Annotated in this window: 18 protein-coding genes and 1 pseudogene; 8 read left to right on the forward strand and 11 right to left on the reverse strand. The window is 33.4% G+C overall.

What is annotated here, in order from left to right:
- Positions 1-232 precede the first annotated feature (232 nt).
- Positions 233-529 (forward strand): hypothetical protein, encoded by a 297-nt coding sequence (locus SB717_RS26315; protein WP_335444589.1) that lies wholly within the window; start codon positions 233-235, stop codon positions 527-529.
- Between the two features lie 106 nt (positions 530-635).
- On the opposite strand, the gene SB717_RS26320 is transcribed toward SB717_RS26315, so the two are convergent.
- On the reverse strand, positions 636-1262 hold the full coding sequence (locus tag SB717_RS26320) for a hypothetical protein (RefSeq protein WP_274158086.1): 627 nt from the start codon (positions 1260-1262) through the stop codon (positions 636-638).
- Positions 1263-1628: 366 nt separating this feature from the next.
- Between SB717_RS26320 and SB717_RS26325 the strand changes: the two genes are divergently transcribed.
- Entirely contained in the window at positions 1629-1904 is a 276-nt protein-coding gene (locus tag SB717_RS26325) for a hypothetical protein (RefSeq protein WP_335403060.1), read from the forward strand.
- Between the two features lie 193 nt (positions 1905-2097).
- On the opposite strand, the gene SB717_RS26330 is transcribed toward SB717_RS26325, so the two are convergent.
- From SB717_RS26330 to SB717_RS26350, 5 genes are all read right to left on the reverse strand, one after another.
- Positions 2098-2250, reverse strand: a complete 153-nt coding sequence (locus tag SB717_RS26330) for a YjcZ family sporulation protein (RefSeq protein ID WP_335444591.1) — start codon at positions 2248-2250, stop codon at positions 2098-2100.
- A gap of 923 nt (positions 2251-3173) precedes the next feature.
- Positions 3174-3512, reverse strand: a complete 339-nt coding sequence (locus tag SB717_RS26335) for a DUF1048 domain-containing protein (RefSeq protein ID WP_410905441.1) — start codon at positions 3510-3512, stop codon at positions 3174-3176.
- The gene (locus tag SB717_RS26340) at positions 3509-3853 is read right to left on the reverse strand and encodes a PadR family transcriptional regulator (RefSeq protein WP_335401302.1); all 345 of its coding nucleotides are present in this window, start codon (positions 3851-3853) and stop codon (positions 3509-3511) included. Before SB717_RS26340 ends, SB717_RS26335 begins: the two co-directional genes overlap by 4 nt.
- Before the next feature lie 393 nt (positions 3854-4246).
- The gene (locus SB717_RS26345) at positions 4247-4654 is read right to left on the reverse strand and encodes a DUF1259 domain-containing protein (protein ID WP_098623029.1); all 408 of its coding nucleotides are present in this window, start codon (positions 4652-4654) and stop codon (positions 4247-4249) included.
- Positions 4655-5006: 352 nt separating this feature from the next.
- Entirely contained in the window at positions 5007-5231 is a 225-nt protein-coding gene (locus SB717_RS26350) for a spore germination protein (protein WP_328236155.1), read from the reverse strand.
- A 971-nt stretch (positions 5232-6202) separates the two neighbouring features.
- On the opposite strand from SB717_RS26350, the gene SB717_RS26355 reads away from it, so the two are divergent.
- Positions 6203-6892: a DUF1796 family putative cysteine peptidase gene (locus tag SB717_RS26355; protein WP_410905443.1), complete on the forward strand. Its 690-nt coding sequence runs from the start codon at positions 6203-6205 to the stop codon at positions 6890-6892.
- Positions 6893-6965: 73 nt separating this feature from the next.
- Here SB717_RS26355 and SB717_RS26360 read toward each other — a convergent pair whose 3' ends face one another.
- Positions 6966-7370 (reverse strand): DUF4183 domain-containing protein, encoded by a 405-nt coding sequence (locus SB717_RS26360; RefSeq protein ID WP_410905445.1) that lies wholly within the window; start codon positions 7368-7370, stop codon positions 6966-6968.
- A gap of 327 nt (positions 7371-7697) precedes the next feature.
- Here SB717_RS26360 and SB717_RS26365 point away from each other — a divergent pair, with 327 nt between their 5' ends.
- From SB717_RS26365 to SB717_RS26375, 3 genes are all read left to right on the forward strand, one after another.
- Positions 7698-7976, forward strand: coding sequence for a DUF4183 domain-containing protein (locus tag SB717_RS26365; protein ID WP_410905447.1), 279 nt, complete (start codon positions 7698-7700; stop codon positions 7974-7976).
- 258 nt (positions 7977-8234) lie between these two features.
- On the forward strand, positions 8235-8366 hold the full coding sequence (locus tag SB717_RS26370) for a YvrJ family protein (protein WP_306472607.1): 132 nt from the start codon (positions 8235-8237) through the stop codon (positions 8364-8366).
- A 587-nt stretch (positions 8367-8953) separates the two neighbouring features.
- Positions 8954-10129 (forward strand): hypothetical protein, encoded by a 1176-nt coding sequence (locus SB717_RS26375; RefSeq protein WP_410905449.1) that lies wholly within the window; start codon positions 8954-8956, stop codon positions 10127-10129.
- A gap of 1391 nt (positions 10130-11520) precedes the next feature.
- Here the strand turns inward: SB717_RS26375 and SB717_RS26380 are convergent.
- The gene (locus SB717_RS26380; RefSeq protein ID WP_029319846.1) at positions 11521-11673 is read right to left on the reverse strand and encodes a YjcZ family sporulation protein; all 153 of its coding nucleotides are present in this window, start codon (positions 11671-11673) and stop codon (positions 11521-11523) included.
- Positions 11674-11942: 269 nt separating this feature from the next.
- Positions 11943-12053, reverse strand: coding sequence for a YjcZ family sporulation protein (locus tag SB717_RS26385; RefSeq protein WP_221789694.1), 111 nt, complete (start codon positions 12051-12053; stop codon positions 11943-11945).
- A gap of 249 nt (positions 12054-12302) precedes the next feature.
- Here SB717_RS26385 and SB717_RS26390 point away from each other — a divergent pair, with 249 nt between their 5' ends.
- On the forward strand, positions 12303-12596 hold the full coding sequence (locus SB717_RS26390) for a hypothetical protein (protein WP_410905451.1): 294 nt from the start codon (positions 12303-12305) through the stop codon (positions 12594-12596).
- Positions 12597-13046: 450 nt separating this feature from the next.
- Here SB717_RS26390 and SB717_RS26395 read toward each other — a convergent pair whose 3' ends face one another.
- Positions 13047-13481 carry a hypothetical protein gene (locus SB717_RS26395; protein WP_264134266.1) on the reverse strand — a complete coding sequence of 145 codons (435 nt, stop codon included), beginning with the start codon at positions 13479-13481 and terminating at the stop codon, positions 13047-13049.
- Between the two features lie 1061 nt (positions 13482-14542).
- Here SB717_RS26395 and SB717_RS26400 point away from each other — a divergent pair.
- The gene (locus SB717_RS26400; RefSeq protein ID WP_223272405.1) at positions 14543-15109 is read left to right on the forward strand and encodes a DUF3967 domain-containing protein; all 567 of its coding nucleotides are present in this window, start codon (positions 14543-14545) and stop codon (positions 15107-15109) included.
- 275 nt (positions 15110-15384) lie between these two features.
- Here SB717_RS26400 and SB717_RS26405 read toward each other — a convergent pair.
- Positions 15385-15708: pseudogene (locus tag SB717_RS26405) on the reverse strand (MarR family transcriptional regulator); the annotation flags it as partial.
- Positions 15709-16416: the final 708 nt, after the last annotated feature.

Here is a 16416-nt window from a genome sequence, read left to right on the forward strand (position 1 = left end):
ATACAAAGTTAGTTAACATAATGGATTTTCTAGGTACCAAAAACACACTTAAACCGTATACTACCTTCTTTAATTAAACAAACTAATAAAAATTTAGTCCTCTATAGTCGTAGGAAAGAACGAATTAAAATATGTTAAAGATGTTTAAATTTGTTTTCTAGAATTAGACAGAAGCCCAGGAGAAAAAGCCAAACGACTTGTCTCAAAAAAAGCCCGTCAAGATTATGAAGAATTGCAAAGCGAAGCTAAATATGGACATGAAAACTTAAGAGAACTGGGCTATAAAGGACAACAAGATTTACAGCAACAACAAAGCCGTATGAACACAATGGAGAAAACAGTCGTCCCATGGTTAGAAAAAGAAATAAAAACACATGAGAGCAACATAAACGCTCTTAATAACGTTTTTAATGCTATTAAACAGGCTACTCGTAGCGAAGAACAAGCTCAACAAAGACATCAATTAAGAAGAATTAGAAGTACAAATATAAATAGATCGAAAAATCACGGACCAGATCTTAGCTGTTAGGTAGTTAAACCAAAAATCGCCTTAAGACATTATTTGAATAACCCGAAGATATATAAGGGTGAACAAGCTTTGTATATTTTCGGCTTGATGTAAAAGTACCGGTTTATCATTCACAACTGTACTTAAATTTAGGCTTGGTCTGAATATAAAAAGCATTTCTTACTTGTGCACTCCAATTTGCAAAGGCTGATCTCCATTCAGGAGTGTTAAAGAATTCATCTACAGTTTGAGTTTCAGAATGCCAAACTATAAATAGGTTGAGTGGAGCAATTCCTCCTGCCCAAATTCCATTATTTTCGTCAGTATCCTCTTCCCTTACTAATAATAGGGGTAGACCAAATTGAAAAGCCATTGAAGGTTCTACTTGTGAATAAACTGATCCTACCCAAAATGGATTGGATGGTGGAAGGGGGCCTGTATTGACGTCAACTGTTTGAATTTTAAAACGGCGAAGGTTTAATGCCAACATTCCATAGCTCGATGAAACTAGCCGACGAATATCAGTTAAAATGGATTCGGGGTAACTTTCGCTTAAAGGTAATGTACGAGGAAAAAGCAAAGCATTCTCAATCTCTAAAATTAGACGGTCTAGAAACCGTTGTTGGTTTTCATTTAAATGAGTTGTCGTACTTAAAAATATGGGAATACGATAGGCACGGTCAATACACTCTTGATGTGACGATCCTACTCTTGCTTTATTTTCACTTAAAGAACTATGCTCATTATTACTCACTCCCACTTCATCTTTGCGTGAAGATCTATACTTATTTTTTCTCACTTTTACTTCATCCTTATTTTGGGAGCTATACTTATTTTTTTTCATTTTCTCACTTCCTTTTTAAATATTATATAGAAAAGAAATAAGTTAGCTTGGACATATTTTATCTTTGGGTTCTTTTTCTCCTTTTTTTTGAGGTGTGTGGCACAGGCTATTAGAAACAACTAAAAGTTGTTTCCATGTTTTTAACAAGTTAACCATTTTTAAAACAAGGGCAATCAACAATTAGTAATAAAACAAACACATATTATTCAGGATTCAGCATATGTACAAGCAATCACTCTCTTTCTTGCATCTACTATAGAGAAATAAAGAAAAGAGGTGATTGATATAGAAAACTATAAAGAAAATGTATCTATTCCACGTCCTCCGGATGTTGTCACTATTCTTTGGCAGCGAAATCCACTAGATAGACGAGCTCCACGGACAATTGTAGAGGCAACGGTAATTGGAAATGCTAGACCTTGTCAACGATTATTACAAAATGGAAAACGTTACAGAACTGCAGCAGAATGCTTACTTGATAATGGTTTTAAGCAGATAACAAATGAAAGATTAGGTGTGTTTGGTATCGCTGTATTTGTTCGTAACTCTTAATAGTCAATAATAAGAAATAAAAAACACACTAACTATTTTTCCGGATAGTCAGTGTGTTTTCCCTGTCCTTGAAAATTGAGCTCCAAAGACAAGTTGCTTTAAATCATCAAAAACATTTCGAGTATGGAATGAAAAAACTAACCGAACAATTTTAGATCGGCTAGTTTTTTCTGTTTTTATACATAGCTTCTTATTAGTAGCCCTTATGACTAAAACAAGAACAACCAATGATAACTAATAAAATGAAGAGTACAACAATTAACGCAAAACTACTACCAAAGCCTCCACCGTAGCCGTAGCCTCCACCGTAGCCGTAGCCTCCGCTATAACCTCCGAAACAACACATATTTCTCACCCCCATATGTTTCTACTTTTAAAATATGTACAAGAAGGAAAAATGTTCGTCCCAAACTGGTAAAAGTAGAATTATCCACGCCTGACCAATTTCTATGTCTTTATTAGTGTCTTAAGAAACCCATATAAAAGACCTGTTACATAGGCGGTGTTAGTAACAGGTCCTGGTAAGGAAATGGGATGTCTTTATGTGATGCTAAGATATCCTATGTAAAATTAGTAAGACGGCTTATACTAATGTCTATAAAATGATTAAAAATATAAATTATTTATCCATGAAAAATAATGTCAGCACTTGTCCAAACACTTGCAATTACTTTACATATCATAAATTATGCACTGGCATCTTCTATCTCTCCTATAAATAAGGGGAAAAACTACTGATTGTACGCACCAGTAGTTTTTTTGATTTTAAAGATATATATAGTATAAACTTTTAGTTCATATAATGTTTTTTATCAACATTAAAATCCTCTGCAATGAATAACTGAAGAGGATTCTGATGTGTGATGAGTGTATTTTGAAGGAACTTAAAAGGATGATTATGTTGTCTACCAAATAAATTATATTCATTAGCTTACTTTTAGTGAATTGTCCACATGAATAAAACAAAAATAATTAGAGCAAACTACTCACGATAGATGGATCATCAAAAATAATGGTGCACGACAGAAAAACTCCCTACGGAAATAGGGAGTTTTTCTGTTTTTACGCTGTATAAGATATACATGTTTAGTTAACATAATGTAGTTTATCGGTATTAAAAAAAGGATCTTCAATTGAAGATCCTTTTATGTTTTTTATTGAAGTAAAGCACCAGTTAACTAAATTACATTGTTTCACAAACTTTTGTAAGCTTGGAGTTATATTCTCGATTTTATAAAATTCATTGAACCAAGCATTAGGATTTTATCGTTAGCCACGACCAATAGTATCGTTCAACTTCTTCCGATACTTATCTTTCCAAGTTTTCTCATCCTTCACTAGGTCGTCACAGAAAGCAGCTACGTCCTCGCCCGTAAGATCAGTGACTTTCTTGCCTTCCGCTGCTCCTTCCTCGAAAAGTTCGAGAATGCCGACAAAGATACGACTGCTATCCTTCCAATCCGTTGGGCCACCAGCAGTCCACATATATTTTTGGATAGCTTTGTAAGCGTTGCGATACTCACTTGGAAGTGACTTTGCCCGTGCCTCCATCGCCCTCCATTCCCGCTTGTCATCTAGACTTCCGATCATTTTTTCAAAAAGATTCATTTTACTTCTCTCCTTTGGATTTTATTACTCTTGAGTTCATTAATTTTGCTTGAGATGAAACCCCATTTTCTCCAAAAAATATCAAGTTGCTCTTGCCCTGCTACGTTGAGTGTGTAAAATTTTCTCGGCGGTCCCTTAGTGGATGTTTTTTTCTCTATGTCCACCAGATTGTTTTTCTCAAGCCGCATGGTAATGGTATAAACTGTGCCTTCAACCACATCAGTGAAACCGAGTTCTCGCAGTTGTTGTGTGATTTCATAGCCGTAAGTTTCGCCACGGCTGATGATTTCAAGGACACAACCCTCAAGCACCCCTTTCAGCATTTCCGTGATATTTTCCAAATGTTTTTCCCCCATTTTTATTTCACTTATATTTTTAGTACTCTGTATCACCAGTATTAAGTATTACTTATTACTACTATATAGTATTACAAAGTAGATAATATGTTAAACATTTTTTTATTTTTTTTACAGTTAACTCGAATGAGCAAAATTTCAAACAGGAAATTCGAAAAACAAGGATAAATTTTGATACTCTGAGCAAACTACTCAAGACGTTCTGCAACGTCAGATAACCGGTGATTACCATTCATGAACCAGAAAAACCTACCTTTCCAACTCCAAGGTAGGTTTTTCTGGTTTTAAGCTGTATATGATATACAAGATTAGTTAACATAATCACCATTATCGGTAATCACAATAATCAAATTTCATTATTACATTAAAACCTATTTATTAGTCTCTCAACACTCTAAATGCTTCTCTCACTTTTCGTGCAAATTCTAATGGTGGTTCAACTGATTCAAAGTGCATATACATTGCTCGAGGTTCTTCAAATAACCAGTGATTATGGACTGCAGTAACAATAATGTCTCGTTTTCTAAGTTCAGTTAATAATGGATTTACCTCTTCTTGTAAAAGTACTGTTTCACCTAAATTTAGGGCTCTCCCCCTACTATCTACATCTTCGAAAGAGAAAAATTGAGGTCTAACTAACGGGGAACGTGTTGGACGTCCTAAGATTGTAAAACGAATTGTACGAAATTTTTGTACCAAACAAACACCGTTTTCATCTAAACTACCCATTCCGCCTAGAATTCTAGCAAAATCCTGGCATAGACATTTTCGGTTTTCCCAATTCATTAAGCAGTCTTCCTTTCCAAAAGTATTGTATTTAGGAATAAATAACTTGTCCTATAATATTTAATGTATGTGCCATCTACTAATTCGAAAGGGACAAGCATCCAGGAAAACCGCACATTTTGATAATTATAGAGAGAATAATAAATAGTAAATTGAGCAAACTATTAAAGATGTTTCCAACAAAATATCTTCTCAAAAATAATGGTGCACGACAGAAAACTCCCTACGGAAATAGGGAGTTTTTCTGTTCTTAAGCTGTATATGGTATAAAACAGTAGTTAACATAATGAATTTTATCGGAAAGAATCCAAATATAATTTATTCTATGGGTTCCTTAATTATATGAATTAGGTTAGAGGTTACCAGATATATTCTGACTAAATATACTGCCATTCTTAGTATTAGTTGAATTTTTCTCGTTAATAACATTCATAAAGTTACCTGTATTACCCGAGCCAGCTCCTACTTCAGCTATAGCCGTACTCTTTGGTGCAATCCTAAAACAATCACCAAATTCAACAGTGGGTGCTGAGCCGAATAAACTACCGATATTGACTGCGCCTACAACAGATGGCATTTACATCTCTCCCTATACTATAAATTAAATAAGTAGACATGTTAGTAGCAACAAGCCTGGAATAACACTCCTCAAAGAGTACCTTTTAATTACTTATGTTTAATAATAATACCTTAAACTGAAAGGTACGAGAGGTCCGGAAATAGGAGCTTCTCCTGCACCATAATACTTCGGCGCTTTAGCTGGATACCCCAATGGATAATTCCCCCACCAACTATTAACTTCTCCACTAGAATCGAGTACAAAACCAGTAGGTCGTTCGAAAGAAGGGACAAAATAAGGGTAGAAAGTATAAGGAAAAGGAGTGTAAAAAGATGAATAAAACACGTAATCACCTACTTTGTATCAAAAGAAGATATGGTCTAATAAATAATCCATATCCTCTATGTATAGAGCAGATTTATATAAATCATTAAGAACGTCATTTTCTTAGAAAGACGGGTGGCCATATCAAATCTTGATGCCGAAATATACTCAATAATACTTACACTCTATTCAGCAAACCACCTTTAAGTTAATTGTCCATTACGAATAATTTTTTATCATTTGAACAAACTACTCAAGATGCCCTCCGAATCGGCATCTACAACTAATTTTCTTTCTTAGCAGAAAAAACCTACCTCTTTTGATTGGGAAGAGATAGGTTTTTTTCTGTTTTTAAGGTGTATATCATATACAACCTTAGTTAACATAATGGATTTTCTAGGGATTAGACACAAAAACAGTAGAAAACTTAGATAAACTGAGCGCCTGTCCAAACCCTTTTCATTACTTTGCATACTATAATATTGAGCAACCTCCTTGCTCTTCCAATAGACTTCGGGTTCTTAGTTAGAGAAAAACTACTTTTAGGGCAAACAGTAGTTTTTTCTGTTTCTAGGATGTATATGATTTACATAAAAGTAATTGTCCAAACAAATTTACTCAACTAAGGATCTTATATAAAAGAAATTCAAAAGAAAAGTAGGAGAATGATTAATTTGAACTTACAAGATATCAGGGGATCCTATGATGCTGTTTTTAGTTTAGGAAGTGCTTGTAATCCAGCTCTTCAATTTCAACGCCTTGATTTAAAAAGATTTACATCAAGTCCACTTGATTGGAACTATTCCCCATTCCTTTCTGATGTAAATAGATTGTTAAAAAATAAATTTAATGGATTTATGGAACTTAAAAACATGCGTGTCATAAATGATAAGGGAGTTTCTATGTACGCTGATGAAGGAGTTTTTGTTTTTCCGGATAAAGGGCTTCACAAACCTGTAAAATCCTATTTAGTACTAGATACTGTTTATAAAATTTTTTCTGCCCATGATTTTCCTATTATTCCGAATCAACCTTGGTTTTTAGCCTATCCACCTTTTAAAAAAACACTCAACTATCGGATAGATAGATTTTTAGATAAGGTTAAAAATAGTCCATCCATTTTATTTGTTAGATGGGTAGCTAATTATCAAGAAGCAGTTGAATTAGAATCTACTTTATCTCAGCTAATGAAGGGGAGCTTTAAAGTTCTTATCCTTAATCCAGTAGAAGTTCTACAAGGAATTAGTGAAGTAGATTGGGGATTAAGTAAAACTTGTGTAGTTAACGTTCCCAACGATCCAAATAGTAATGTAACATGGGATCATGTCTTAAAGGGGGTAACATTAACCAATTAGTTGATTATCGAAAATACTAGGAAAAGGAAACGTACAAAGCTAAGCTTTGTTACGTTTCCTTTTTTAAACTTTATTAAGTGGTAATTACAGTAGTAACACCCAAAGTACTAGTTGGTGTTGAAGTAGAGGTTGCAGTATGAGTTACAAATTCTACAATTACAGGTGCTCCAACTGTTACCTCATCATCAATATTTAAAGCTGTTGTTGACAGAGTATATACACTGGTAGGCTGTATGACTCCATTAATATATACATTAGCGTAAGAATTGGCTGTTACAGCAGGCAAAGTTGTGATTGCTGCTCCTGTATCATCAATAAAACTCGCTGCAGGTATCGACGTGATTCCCCCAGCAACCATTGGTGCTGTTACGAATACTGTAAATCTTGCGGGTGCAGGAGTCAGACTTGTTGTCGTTGCTACCGTAACATCCCCAGTAACTGTACTGGTGGCTGTATAAACAGGTTTAATAATAGGCATATATCTTTCCCTCCTCTCTAAAACATTTGAGATAGAAAGAATGCTAAATATTCCTTCTATCTATTCATAATCAAATTTTTATTATCTGCAACTGGCAAATATCTAGATAGGTAGTCCATCTCTTATTAAATTTATAAAATAATCCTCCATACTAGGTCTTATGCCGTTTCTAAATTAAAAGGGGAGAATAATAAATAGAGAACAAGCTTTATAAAAGAACAAGTAGATAAGAACATCTATATGGTTTTATCTACTTGTTTTGTTGTTCTTAGAAAAAGAATCCCTCTAAAAACGGATAAAAGACCTTTAAAAAAGGAGGAAAGATAAATGCCTATTGTCAAACCTTTTATGAACTCTTTAAGATTTAGCACTACAGCAGGAGCAGGTACAGGTACTGGTGCTGCATATAACATTCTTGCCACAGCCTTTACTACTGATGCTGGTGCAGCTGCTACTGCCTTTCCATCTTCCCCTGCATATTATAATCTCTATATTAACGGACAAATTCAAACGGCTGATACTTCAGCTACCACTACCACTACTATTCCAGACGGAGATACACTTGGTGCTGCCACCCCTATTGTGGTTGAGTTTGTTGTAAACTAGCTTATTGGGCAAACTACTCAAGAAGCCTAAAGGCTCCCATTGCATTAGATGATGACCTTAGAGGAAAAACTACTGACAAGTTTCAGTAGTTTTTTCTGTTTTAGGCTTTATATAATATATAACCTTAGTTAACATAACCAAAATTGCCGGAACAAAAAGGCACTAGAACATGTCCAAACGTTTTCAATTGGGCTGCATAATATATAAAATAACGGTATCTAAAAGGAGGTAAGTAAAATAGAACAATGGCTTAACCTTATTGGGAATTTTGGCTTTCCTATTGTTGTTACTTTTTATCTTCTATTACGCTTTGAAAAGAAAATAGATCATTTAACAGAAGCTATTAATAAAATAGCCACTAATATTGAAAAAGAACAGGACAAGCAATAAATAATCGATTTATGGACTTATTTTTAATTAATTTCTTAGTATGAATACTGCCTAATAATTTGAGCAAACTACACAACATGGAGAGCTTCCTTTTATAAACCCTACTCTCTCTCCATTACACCTAACAAACTACCTCGATATCTTCTAAATGACTTAGGAGGGAGGGGTAGTTTTTTTTGACAGAAACAAGTCATAGAACTTTAAGGACAAGCATATAATCTAAAAAGGTACCCAACGTGCTCATGAATTGAACTAGTAGATAACCCATGAATAGAATGTATTCATGGATTATTTGCTTTTTATATGAATTAAAACATCATAACCAGCGCAAACTACTCATGATGTCACATAACATCGTCCTAACAACAAATGTATGTAGAAAAAACTCCCTACCGGCTGTGGAGTTTTTTCTGTTTTTAAGGTGTATATGGTATACATCTTTAGTTAACATAATCACAATTATGGGAATTAAAAGCCATTGGAACTATTGAGTCCAATGGCTTTTTCTATATTACAACATGTCCAAACCCTTCTCATTTAACTGCATATCCTAATACCATAGGCATCTTTTATGATGAGAGGTGAGTATGATAGATAAAATAATACGATTATTAGTCCCCCAACCCAACACTGCCATAGTCAGCAAACAAGGGGATGACAATAGTGGAGCTATAGGCGGATACCCTTTTAAAACAATCAATGGAGCTATATCAGCAATTAATAATACAGGTGCTACTGGTATTACCATTGTTGTCTATCCAGGTATTTATGATGAAAGCATCATAATGCCGCCTGGGAATTCTTTAAAAGGCGTAAGCTTATTAACTGTAACAATTCGCAGACAAAATGTAACGTCAAATACAACCCTATTGACTATGGGGGAAAATACAAGGGTAGAAGATGTTAGCCTCATATTAACTTCTACAAACCACGTAAATTTAACTGCAGTCGCTTTCCCTGGAACAACTTCACAAACAGCTAAATTAAGGACTGCTACCATAACCGTAGACAATTCCACTGCTCCTGCAAATGGAACTTCCAATATTTACGGTATTCATTCATTTGGAATAGGCCTTCCTAATGACAGTACAAGTGCTATAAGGGCTATAACGACTACAGTAAACTCGACCGGACTAGGGAATAAAAGAGCATTATTAGTTAATACAAATACACATAATTTTTATTGTCGGGACATTAATTTGGTAGTAAATCGTACATCGGGATCTGGATCATTTATTGGGGCTGAAGTTAATCAAAACGGAGCCCAACTAGGTCTAAGATTAGCATCCATTCAAGGAGCTACAGCAGATATATCCCAAACATCTGGGGTTATAACTGTTGGTTCAACAAATTTAATAAATTCTAATGCTAATAGTTTAGGTTTTTCCCCTCTCTTACAGCCTTCTATAATTATTTGGTCAGACCCAGGCCGTTTACCTACTACTTCTACTCATTTCTACCGACCAGGGACAGCTTCGGTTTCCACTACTGAAGTGTTTATACGACTAAGTCAAAAATGTATTATAAATTCATTAAGTATAAGGTCTTTAACGGGACCAGGAGGCTCTATTATAGATACTTGGGTAGTTCGAAAAAATGGTGTTAATACATCCCTCACTATTTCACTAACCGGTACACAAACTTCCAATATAAATAACAATCATTCAGTTACATTTCAAGCTGGAGATAGTTTATCATTAGCAGTAATAACAGGAGGAAATACAGGTACAACTGATACTGTAGTTCAAGTTGATATTTATTAAAGAATAATAATTAAAGAATTGAGCAACCTCCTTGCTCTTCAAATAGATCTCTAGTTCATATATTGCTACTAGAAAGAAGCCCATGAATTAGTTCATGGGCTTTTTGCCATCCTTACAAAGGATGAAAATAGAGTAAGAGTTGTGGTATTTGTCATACATAATATATGTTGCTACCCATTACTAAGCAAATTGTCCAGATGTATAACACAAAAATAATTAGAGCAAACTACTTAAGATGTTTCCGAGCATCGACTCATATAACTGAATTCTGCTACAGAAAAACCTATCTCTTTTGACTAAGAAGAGATAGGTTTTTCTATCTTTAACTATATAAATCAAGGAGGTACAAAAAAACGGAGGTTAAGAGTTATTCATTCCATCATCTAAATTATTCTTACTACACTATATGTTTTTGTTATCGATTAGGTAACTTGCCTATTATAAATAGGGATTAAGAAAAGTAGGTTCATACTCTGGGGTTCTTTTCTCATTAACTAAAGGTTGATTGGAAATCGAAAGGTTTTCTGTCTTGTTAATGAGATTTTCGTTTTGTTTATGAGGCATTATTAATGTTCCTCCTTCTTAATACAGCTAATCTATTAATTATTAAAATATTTTCATCCAAATAAAAAAGGACATTTCCTATATGTCCTGTTCCCTTGTATTAGCCCCGCTTATGCTAAATACTATGACAGCCACTCATGTCATCCAACCTTTTATCATGTTCTGATTTTTGAATTCATTTTATTATATTCTTTGTATTTATTTTAGGTGACTTGTTCACCATGAATATTTTCTTTTATGATGAGCAAACTACTCAAGATGCGACAAAGCGTCGACACAACATTGCAATTACTGTATAGAAAAAGGCTGCCTCCTTTGACTGGGAAGAGGTATCCTTTTCTTTTTTAAAGATATATACGGTATACAAATCTAGTCTACATAAGTAAGATCAATAAAGTATAGAATCTCCTTAATAGGGCACACTGCTAAAGTTCGTTAGATCATATACAATACCTGTTGTATGTAAATAGCTTTATTTCTTGTTGCAGTTGCAGACTTCCTAACAAGTCTGTTTCTTTTTATTTAATAATTATAAAAATGAATAATAAATAACATGTTGAGCAAACTACTCATGATGTCGTGAGGCATCCAATATCCAACACGAATCTCTTCTCCAAGAGCAAAAAAACCAACCTTTAGGAATCAGAGGTTGGTTTTTCGGTTTTTTAAGCTGTATAGGATATACAAAGTTAGTTAACCTAGTGGAGATTATCGGCAATTGCTATGTATATACAGTAAGGACAAATAAAAAAGCTAACATGAAGCTAGCTTTTTTAAAATGGAAGATAAAGGAAACTAATAATTAAAATAAGGATGATCTTTAATTATTAGCAACCACCAAATCCTCCCCCACAAGAACAACCAATAATGATTAATAGGATAAACAGCACAACGATTAAAGCAAAGCCACTGCCAAAACCACAGCCGCCTCCACCGTAACCATAACCACCACAGCCGCCTCCATAGCCACCAAAGAACATAGTCTTCACCTCCATATTCTGAATACATTTAAGATATGACTGAAAAATAAAATTGCTCCCCAAAGCAAATAAACTATGTATCATACTAATCATTAATAAAAACAATAACCTTTTAGTCTCTTTCACATACAATGAATCAACCTAAGATCCCATATGTGAGTTTATTTGCCCCATAGTAGACTGATTAGATCCGCCTAATCAGTCTCACTACATATTAAAAGTAATTCTGAAAAAAGAGCCTTTCTTAATAAGAAAGGCTCTTTTTATTATTAGTAACCCCCGTATTCGCCACCATAACAACTACATCCAATGGTGATTAGAAGGATAAATAAAACAACTAATAAAGCAAAACCAGATCCAAATTCAACACAATTAGACATTACAAAACACTCTTTTTTATAACGATATAAGACCCCTAAAGGGGAAATAGAAACACATTTTTTCCATAGGTTGCATTATTCTATGGATCAACAGATAGAATGGCTTAAAATTTTTTATTTAAAAAATAGGCTTTTCTCTTCTATTACTTTTTACTTATTTTTCACCAAATAAAGACACTTGCCCAAGAGAGAATCTAGGTTAATGCATATTCTTGATTGGATAAGAAAACAAAATGGAGGGTTTCTCTCATGAATTTAGATGAAAGATTTATTGGTAGACCAGGCTTTGGCTTTGGCAGGCCTGGTTTCGGCTTTGGTAGACCGGGTTTTGGTTTTGGCAGACCTGGTTTCGGCTTTGGTTTTGGTGGTCCGTTCATAGGTGGATTAGCAGGTGGATTATTAGCTGGTTCTTTATTCTCCGGAGGATATGGTGGGTATGGTGGTTACGGCTATGGATCTCCATATGGATACGGCGGGTATGGTGGTTACGGTTATGGATCTCCATATGGATACAGTAGCTATGGCTATGGAGGTTGCTGTTAACCAAAATTTAAATGATAGTAGCATCATTGATTAGTACTTGTATCTTATGTAAGATAAGGATTTAATGTTTAGACATCTATCCCAAACTAGTTAATCAAAAATAATCACATTTCATGTTTCATTTTTGATCAAAGGGGTAAAGTACTATGATGGATTGGAATTTTACAAGAAACAGTCTTTTTAGATCTGTTTCTTTTTTTATTTAAGATTATAAAGCGAATAATAAATAGCAACTCGGGCAAACTACCCAAGACGCCGCGAGGTATCAGCTAACATCTATATTTTACGACTAGAAAAAACTACCTTCTCCCTAACTCTAAGGTAGTTTTTTTCTGTATTTTTAAGCTGTATAAGGTATACAAGGTTAGTTAACATAATAGATGTTATCGGAAATAAAAATTCAAAGGCCTCAAATAAACATGAAACCTTTAAATTTTTATAAAGAAAAGCTTAATCCTTTAAAACATGATGTTTTACTAAACTTCGATAATAGCCATAAATAATAAAATACGCTATTAAATAACTTATAAAAGTGCCAATAATATTCCATCCATTAAAATATTCTACTTTTCCTAGAACTAAACCCATACCCTCAAAACCTGTAGTAAAGAGGGTAAAACAAAGTAAAAGGAAAATCGTATTAATCTGCTTTTTCGCCTTAAAATAAATTAAAAAAGCAGATAAAACAGGGTAGAAACCTATATTTAAAGGGAGTGCTGATAAACTTAGATTTTTAAAAGTCGGTTTGAATTGCCAAAAGTAATTACTCCCCAAATCATTTAGTATAAAAGCTATTGTGATTCCCATTGGTGCAATTAGAAGAACAATTATAGGTTCTTTTTTGTATAATATAAAACCAAAAATCCAGGGGAAAATGAATCCCATAATAATATTTACTAGTATTTTTTATCTTCTCCTTTCACTAAGATAACCTTTTAGTAGGATTGTCCAAAACTTAAGAAAATAGTATGGGCTATCATTAAGAAACTTTTCCATCATGAATATTGTTTTATATAGTGAGCAAACTACCCAAGATACTGCAAAGTATCAAATACATCTATTTAGAACATTCACCAGAAGAACTATCTTATTCGAGTGAGGTAGTTTTTTCTGTTTTTAAGCTGTATATGATATACAAGGTTAGTTAACATAATCACTCTTTCCGGAACACATACAAAAAAAGAACCCTTGGTAGGCAAGGGCTGTGGTGAGGAACACTTTTATCGGATATGAAGCTTTTTATACATCCTTGGTGTCACAAGGTTTCTTCATTATTGACTTAGAAGAAGAATGTATAAAAAGTGCACCTTTTATACATATGATATTCCCCCCGTAAATAATCATGTGTATGCGAAAGATATAGTAAAGCCAGCTCAGCTCATATTAAATTTCCCTAAAAAACAACCTCAGTTGAACACTTGAGGTTGTTTTTTATTTTGTTAATGAGGTTAATCACCTTTATTTTTAAGCCTTTAGGCACATGTTTTTTCTAAACGAATAAGGCATAAAAATATTAATAAACCGTAGTAAATGCACTTTCCATTATGTACAAGCTTCATACACTGTAATAAGACAAATATAGAAAGAAGTGTATGATATTATGTTAGGTAATTCTAAAACATTAAAAACTTATGTTTTAACAACCAGCTTTGACAAATATGAAGAACAATTGAATGACTTTCTTCAAAATAATAATTTTGAGATTATAGATATTAAAATTTGTAATGCTGGGCTGAATGTTTCAATTTTAATTATTTATAGAGATCTACTACACCATCCCCTTAAGCATCCCTTTAGATTAAAGAAAAGTCTTTGACGTAAAAAGACCCTTTATTATTAAGAGTTGAATACTTGCTTCGTAATTATCCAATTTGATAATTACGAAATTAAATTAAGATGGTGTTATACTAGTTATAATCTTAAATAAATTGGAGGTTATAACTGGTATGTACATGGAATTCTATGAAAAAGTAGAAGGGTTAGCAAGAGCTATTGGAGTTACTACTTCAACTGTCAAAAAATATTATTTACTTTTTGAAGAACATGGTTATAACTTTAAACGTAATCAACAAGGACAACTCTTGTTTTCACAAGATGATATAAATTTATTTAAAGAATTAATGCTTTTAAAAAATGAAAAAGGCATGACTGTTCCGAAGGCTGTAAAAGAAATTATAAAAGATAAAGTTATGACGGACACAACTGATATAACGGATATAACTGCTACAACAGAAGACATAACGGTTATATCGAAACACGTCACAACCGTTATGTCTGAATTAGATGAGTTAAAACAGTTAGTAAAAAATCAAAATGAGATTATAGAAAAACAGCAAGAGGACTTTAAAAAACAATTTTTAAAACAAGAAGCATACATAAAAGATAGTTTAGAACAACGAGATAAGACATTAATTACAACATTGAGGGAAGTCCAAGAATCCCAAAAAGAAATAGCTACTAGCTTGTCAAAAGATCAAGCTAAAAAGAAATGGTGGCAAATATGGCTAGATTAAACTACTTTAAACTACTCAAATTGATTGAGTAGTTTTTTAATTAAAAGATGACCGTCTTGAGATGGTTTTTTTAGCCTTTAGGCTATAATTTTTTTAGCGAAAAAAATTATAAAAAGACTCTTGCAATTCTATCAGCGAATTGCTATTTATATAGAGTGAGAAGGGACAGATACAAGAATACTGTTATATCAAGGTTTGTAAGATATGAAGTGTTAGAAAAAACTAACACCTAAAAAATGTAAAAAAGATAAAAAAAAAGTAATGCAAGAGCATTTCTAAAATAAATAAATTGGTAGTTTGTGTTTTTTCTTAGTATCTCCCACAGTAAAATTCTTCAAAGATCTTCGAAATATTTGTCGAGTAGCTCTATCAATTTTATTTTTAGGACCACAACATAGAATATTCGGATTAACAAACCAAGTTCGAGAAGTACAATTACGTCCTTCTTCTGTGGTAATACCAGCTTCTGCTACTCCTAAAATACCTTTTTTCAAAAGATCATTCATAATGACTGATAATGGTGCTCTAGATTTACCTAAAGCTTTCGCTAAATATGTGGGCGTTGCAGCGTTAACTGTTATCTCTTCATGTTCTCCTTCTGCTTTTTCAATATAAAGTATAATAATTTAGACAGGAATTCGTCCCACAAATCATAGTGAGCTTAATTTCATTTTTAAGTACCTAATGTGTATCATAAGAGGATTTCAACTCAAGTTACCATAATGGTCTTTCTAAGTAGTCATAAAAACCATATATGATTAGTAAAGTAACCCCTACGTAAGACTCACCGCCCTATAGATTCTTAAATCTAAGGGGTTTCACCTTATAACCACATGTTCTTTTTAATTTCTTTGAAAATAAAAGAGTACAACTAAAGAATAAGCCAGTAGACCTAGTATAGAAGGAAAAGGTGTATTTCAATATGTATTGTGTCTAAGAGGATTTGAAGGTAAACAAAAATTAAAACCAGCTCCTCCCTATATTCATAGCACTCCACCTTAGGACTTGGGAGGAAATCATGCATTGACAAGTACAACAGCTGCCTAAATGAAGTACCTAACTTTTTGGTTTCAGTTCATTTTGATATGCCGATGTATTTTTTTGCAGCTCTTTTACAATCTTTAACAAAAAAAGAACCCTTGTTCACCAAGATAAGGATTCTCAGGAAGAATAGATTTTTTGACTAAACAATTTTTTATACATCCCTGATATAACGGATTTTTCCCAGGATCCAGGTGGAAGGAAGATGTATAAAAAGTCTGTCCTTTATATATATGCTGCGTTTTAGCTAAAGCAATCTCCTTTAC

This window comes from Priestia sp. SIMBA_032, from assembly GCF_046535215.1.
GTDB lineage: Bacteria > Bacillota > Bacilli > Bacillales > Bacillaceae_H > Priestia > Priestia aryabhattai.

Coding starts and splice junctions, on each gene's coding strand:
- SB717_RS26330 (WP_335444591.1), bottom strand. CDS start 2,250: ATGTGTTGTTTCGGAGGTTATAGCGGAGGCTACGGCTACGGTGGAGGC.
- SB717_RS26335 (WP_410905441.1), bottom strand. CDS start 3,512: ATGAATCTTTTTGAAAAAATGATCGGAAGTCTAGATGACAAGCGGGAA.
- SB717_RS26345 (WP_098623029.1), bottom strand. CDS start 4,654: ATGAATTGGGAAAACCGAAAATGTCTATGCCAGGATTTTGCTAGAATT.
- SB717_RS26350 (WP_328236155.1), bottom strand. CDS start 5,231: ATGCCATCTGTTGTAGGCGCAGTCAATATCGGTAGTTTATTCGGCTCA.
- SB717_RS26355 (WP_410905443.1), top strand. CDS start 6,203: ATGATTAATTTGAACTTACAAGATATCAGGGGATCCTATGATGCTGTT.
- SB717_RS26360 (WP_410905445.1), bottom strand. CDS start 7,370: ATGCCTATTATTAAACCTGTTTATACAGCCACCAGTACAGTTACTGGG.
- SB717_RS26365 (WP_410905447.1), top strand. CDS start 7,698: ATGCCTATTGTCAAACCTTTTATGAACTCTTTAAGATTTAGCACTACA.
- SB717_RS26375 (WP_410905449.1), top strand. CDS start 8,954: ATGATAGATAAAATAATACGATTATTAGTCCCCCAACCCAACACTGCC.
- SB717_RS26380 (WP_029319846.1), bottom strand. CDS start 11,673: ATGTTCTTTGGTGGCTATGGAGGCGGCTGTGGTGGTTATGGTTACGGT.
- SB717_RS26385 (WP_221789694.1), bottom strand. CDS start 12,053: ATGTCTAATTGTGTTGAATTTGGATCTGGTTTTGCTTTATTAGTTGTT.
- SB717_RS26390 (WP_410905451.1), top strand. CDS start 12,303: ATGAATTTAGATGAAAGATTTATTGGTAGACCAGGCTTTGGCTTTGGC.
- SB717_RS26395 (WP_264134266.1), bottom strand. CDS start 13,481: ATGGGATTCATTTTCCCCTGGATTTTTGGTTTTATATTATACAAAAAA.
- SB717_RS26400 (WP_223272405.1), top strand. CDS start 14,543: ATGTACATGGAATTCTATGAAAAAGTAGAAGGGTTAGCAAGAGCTATT.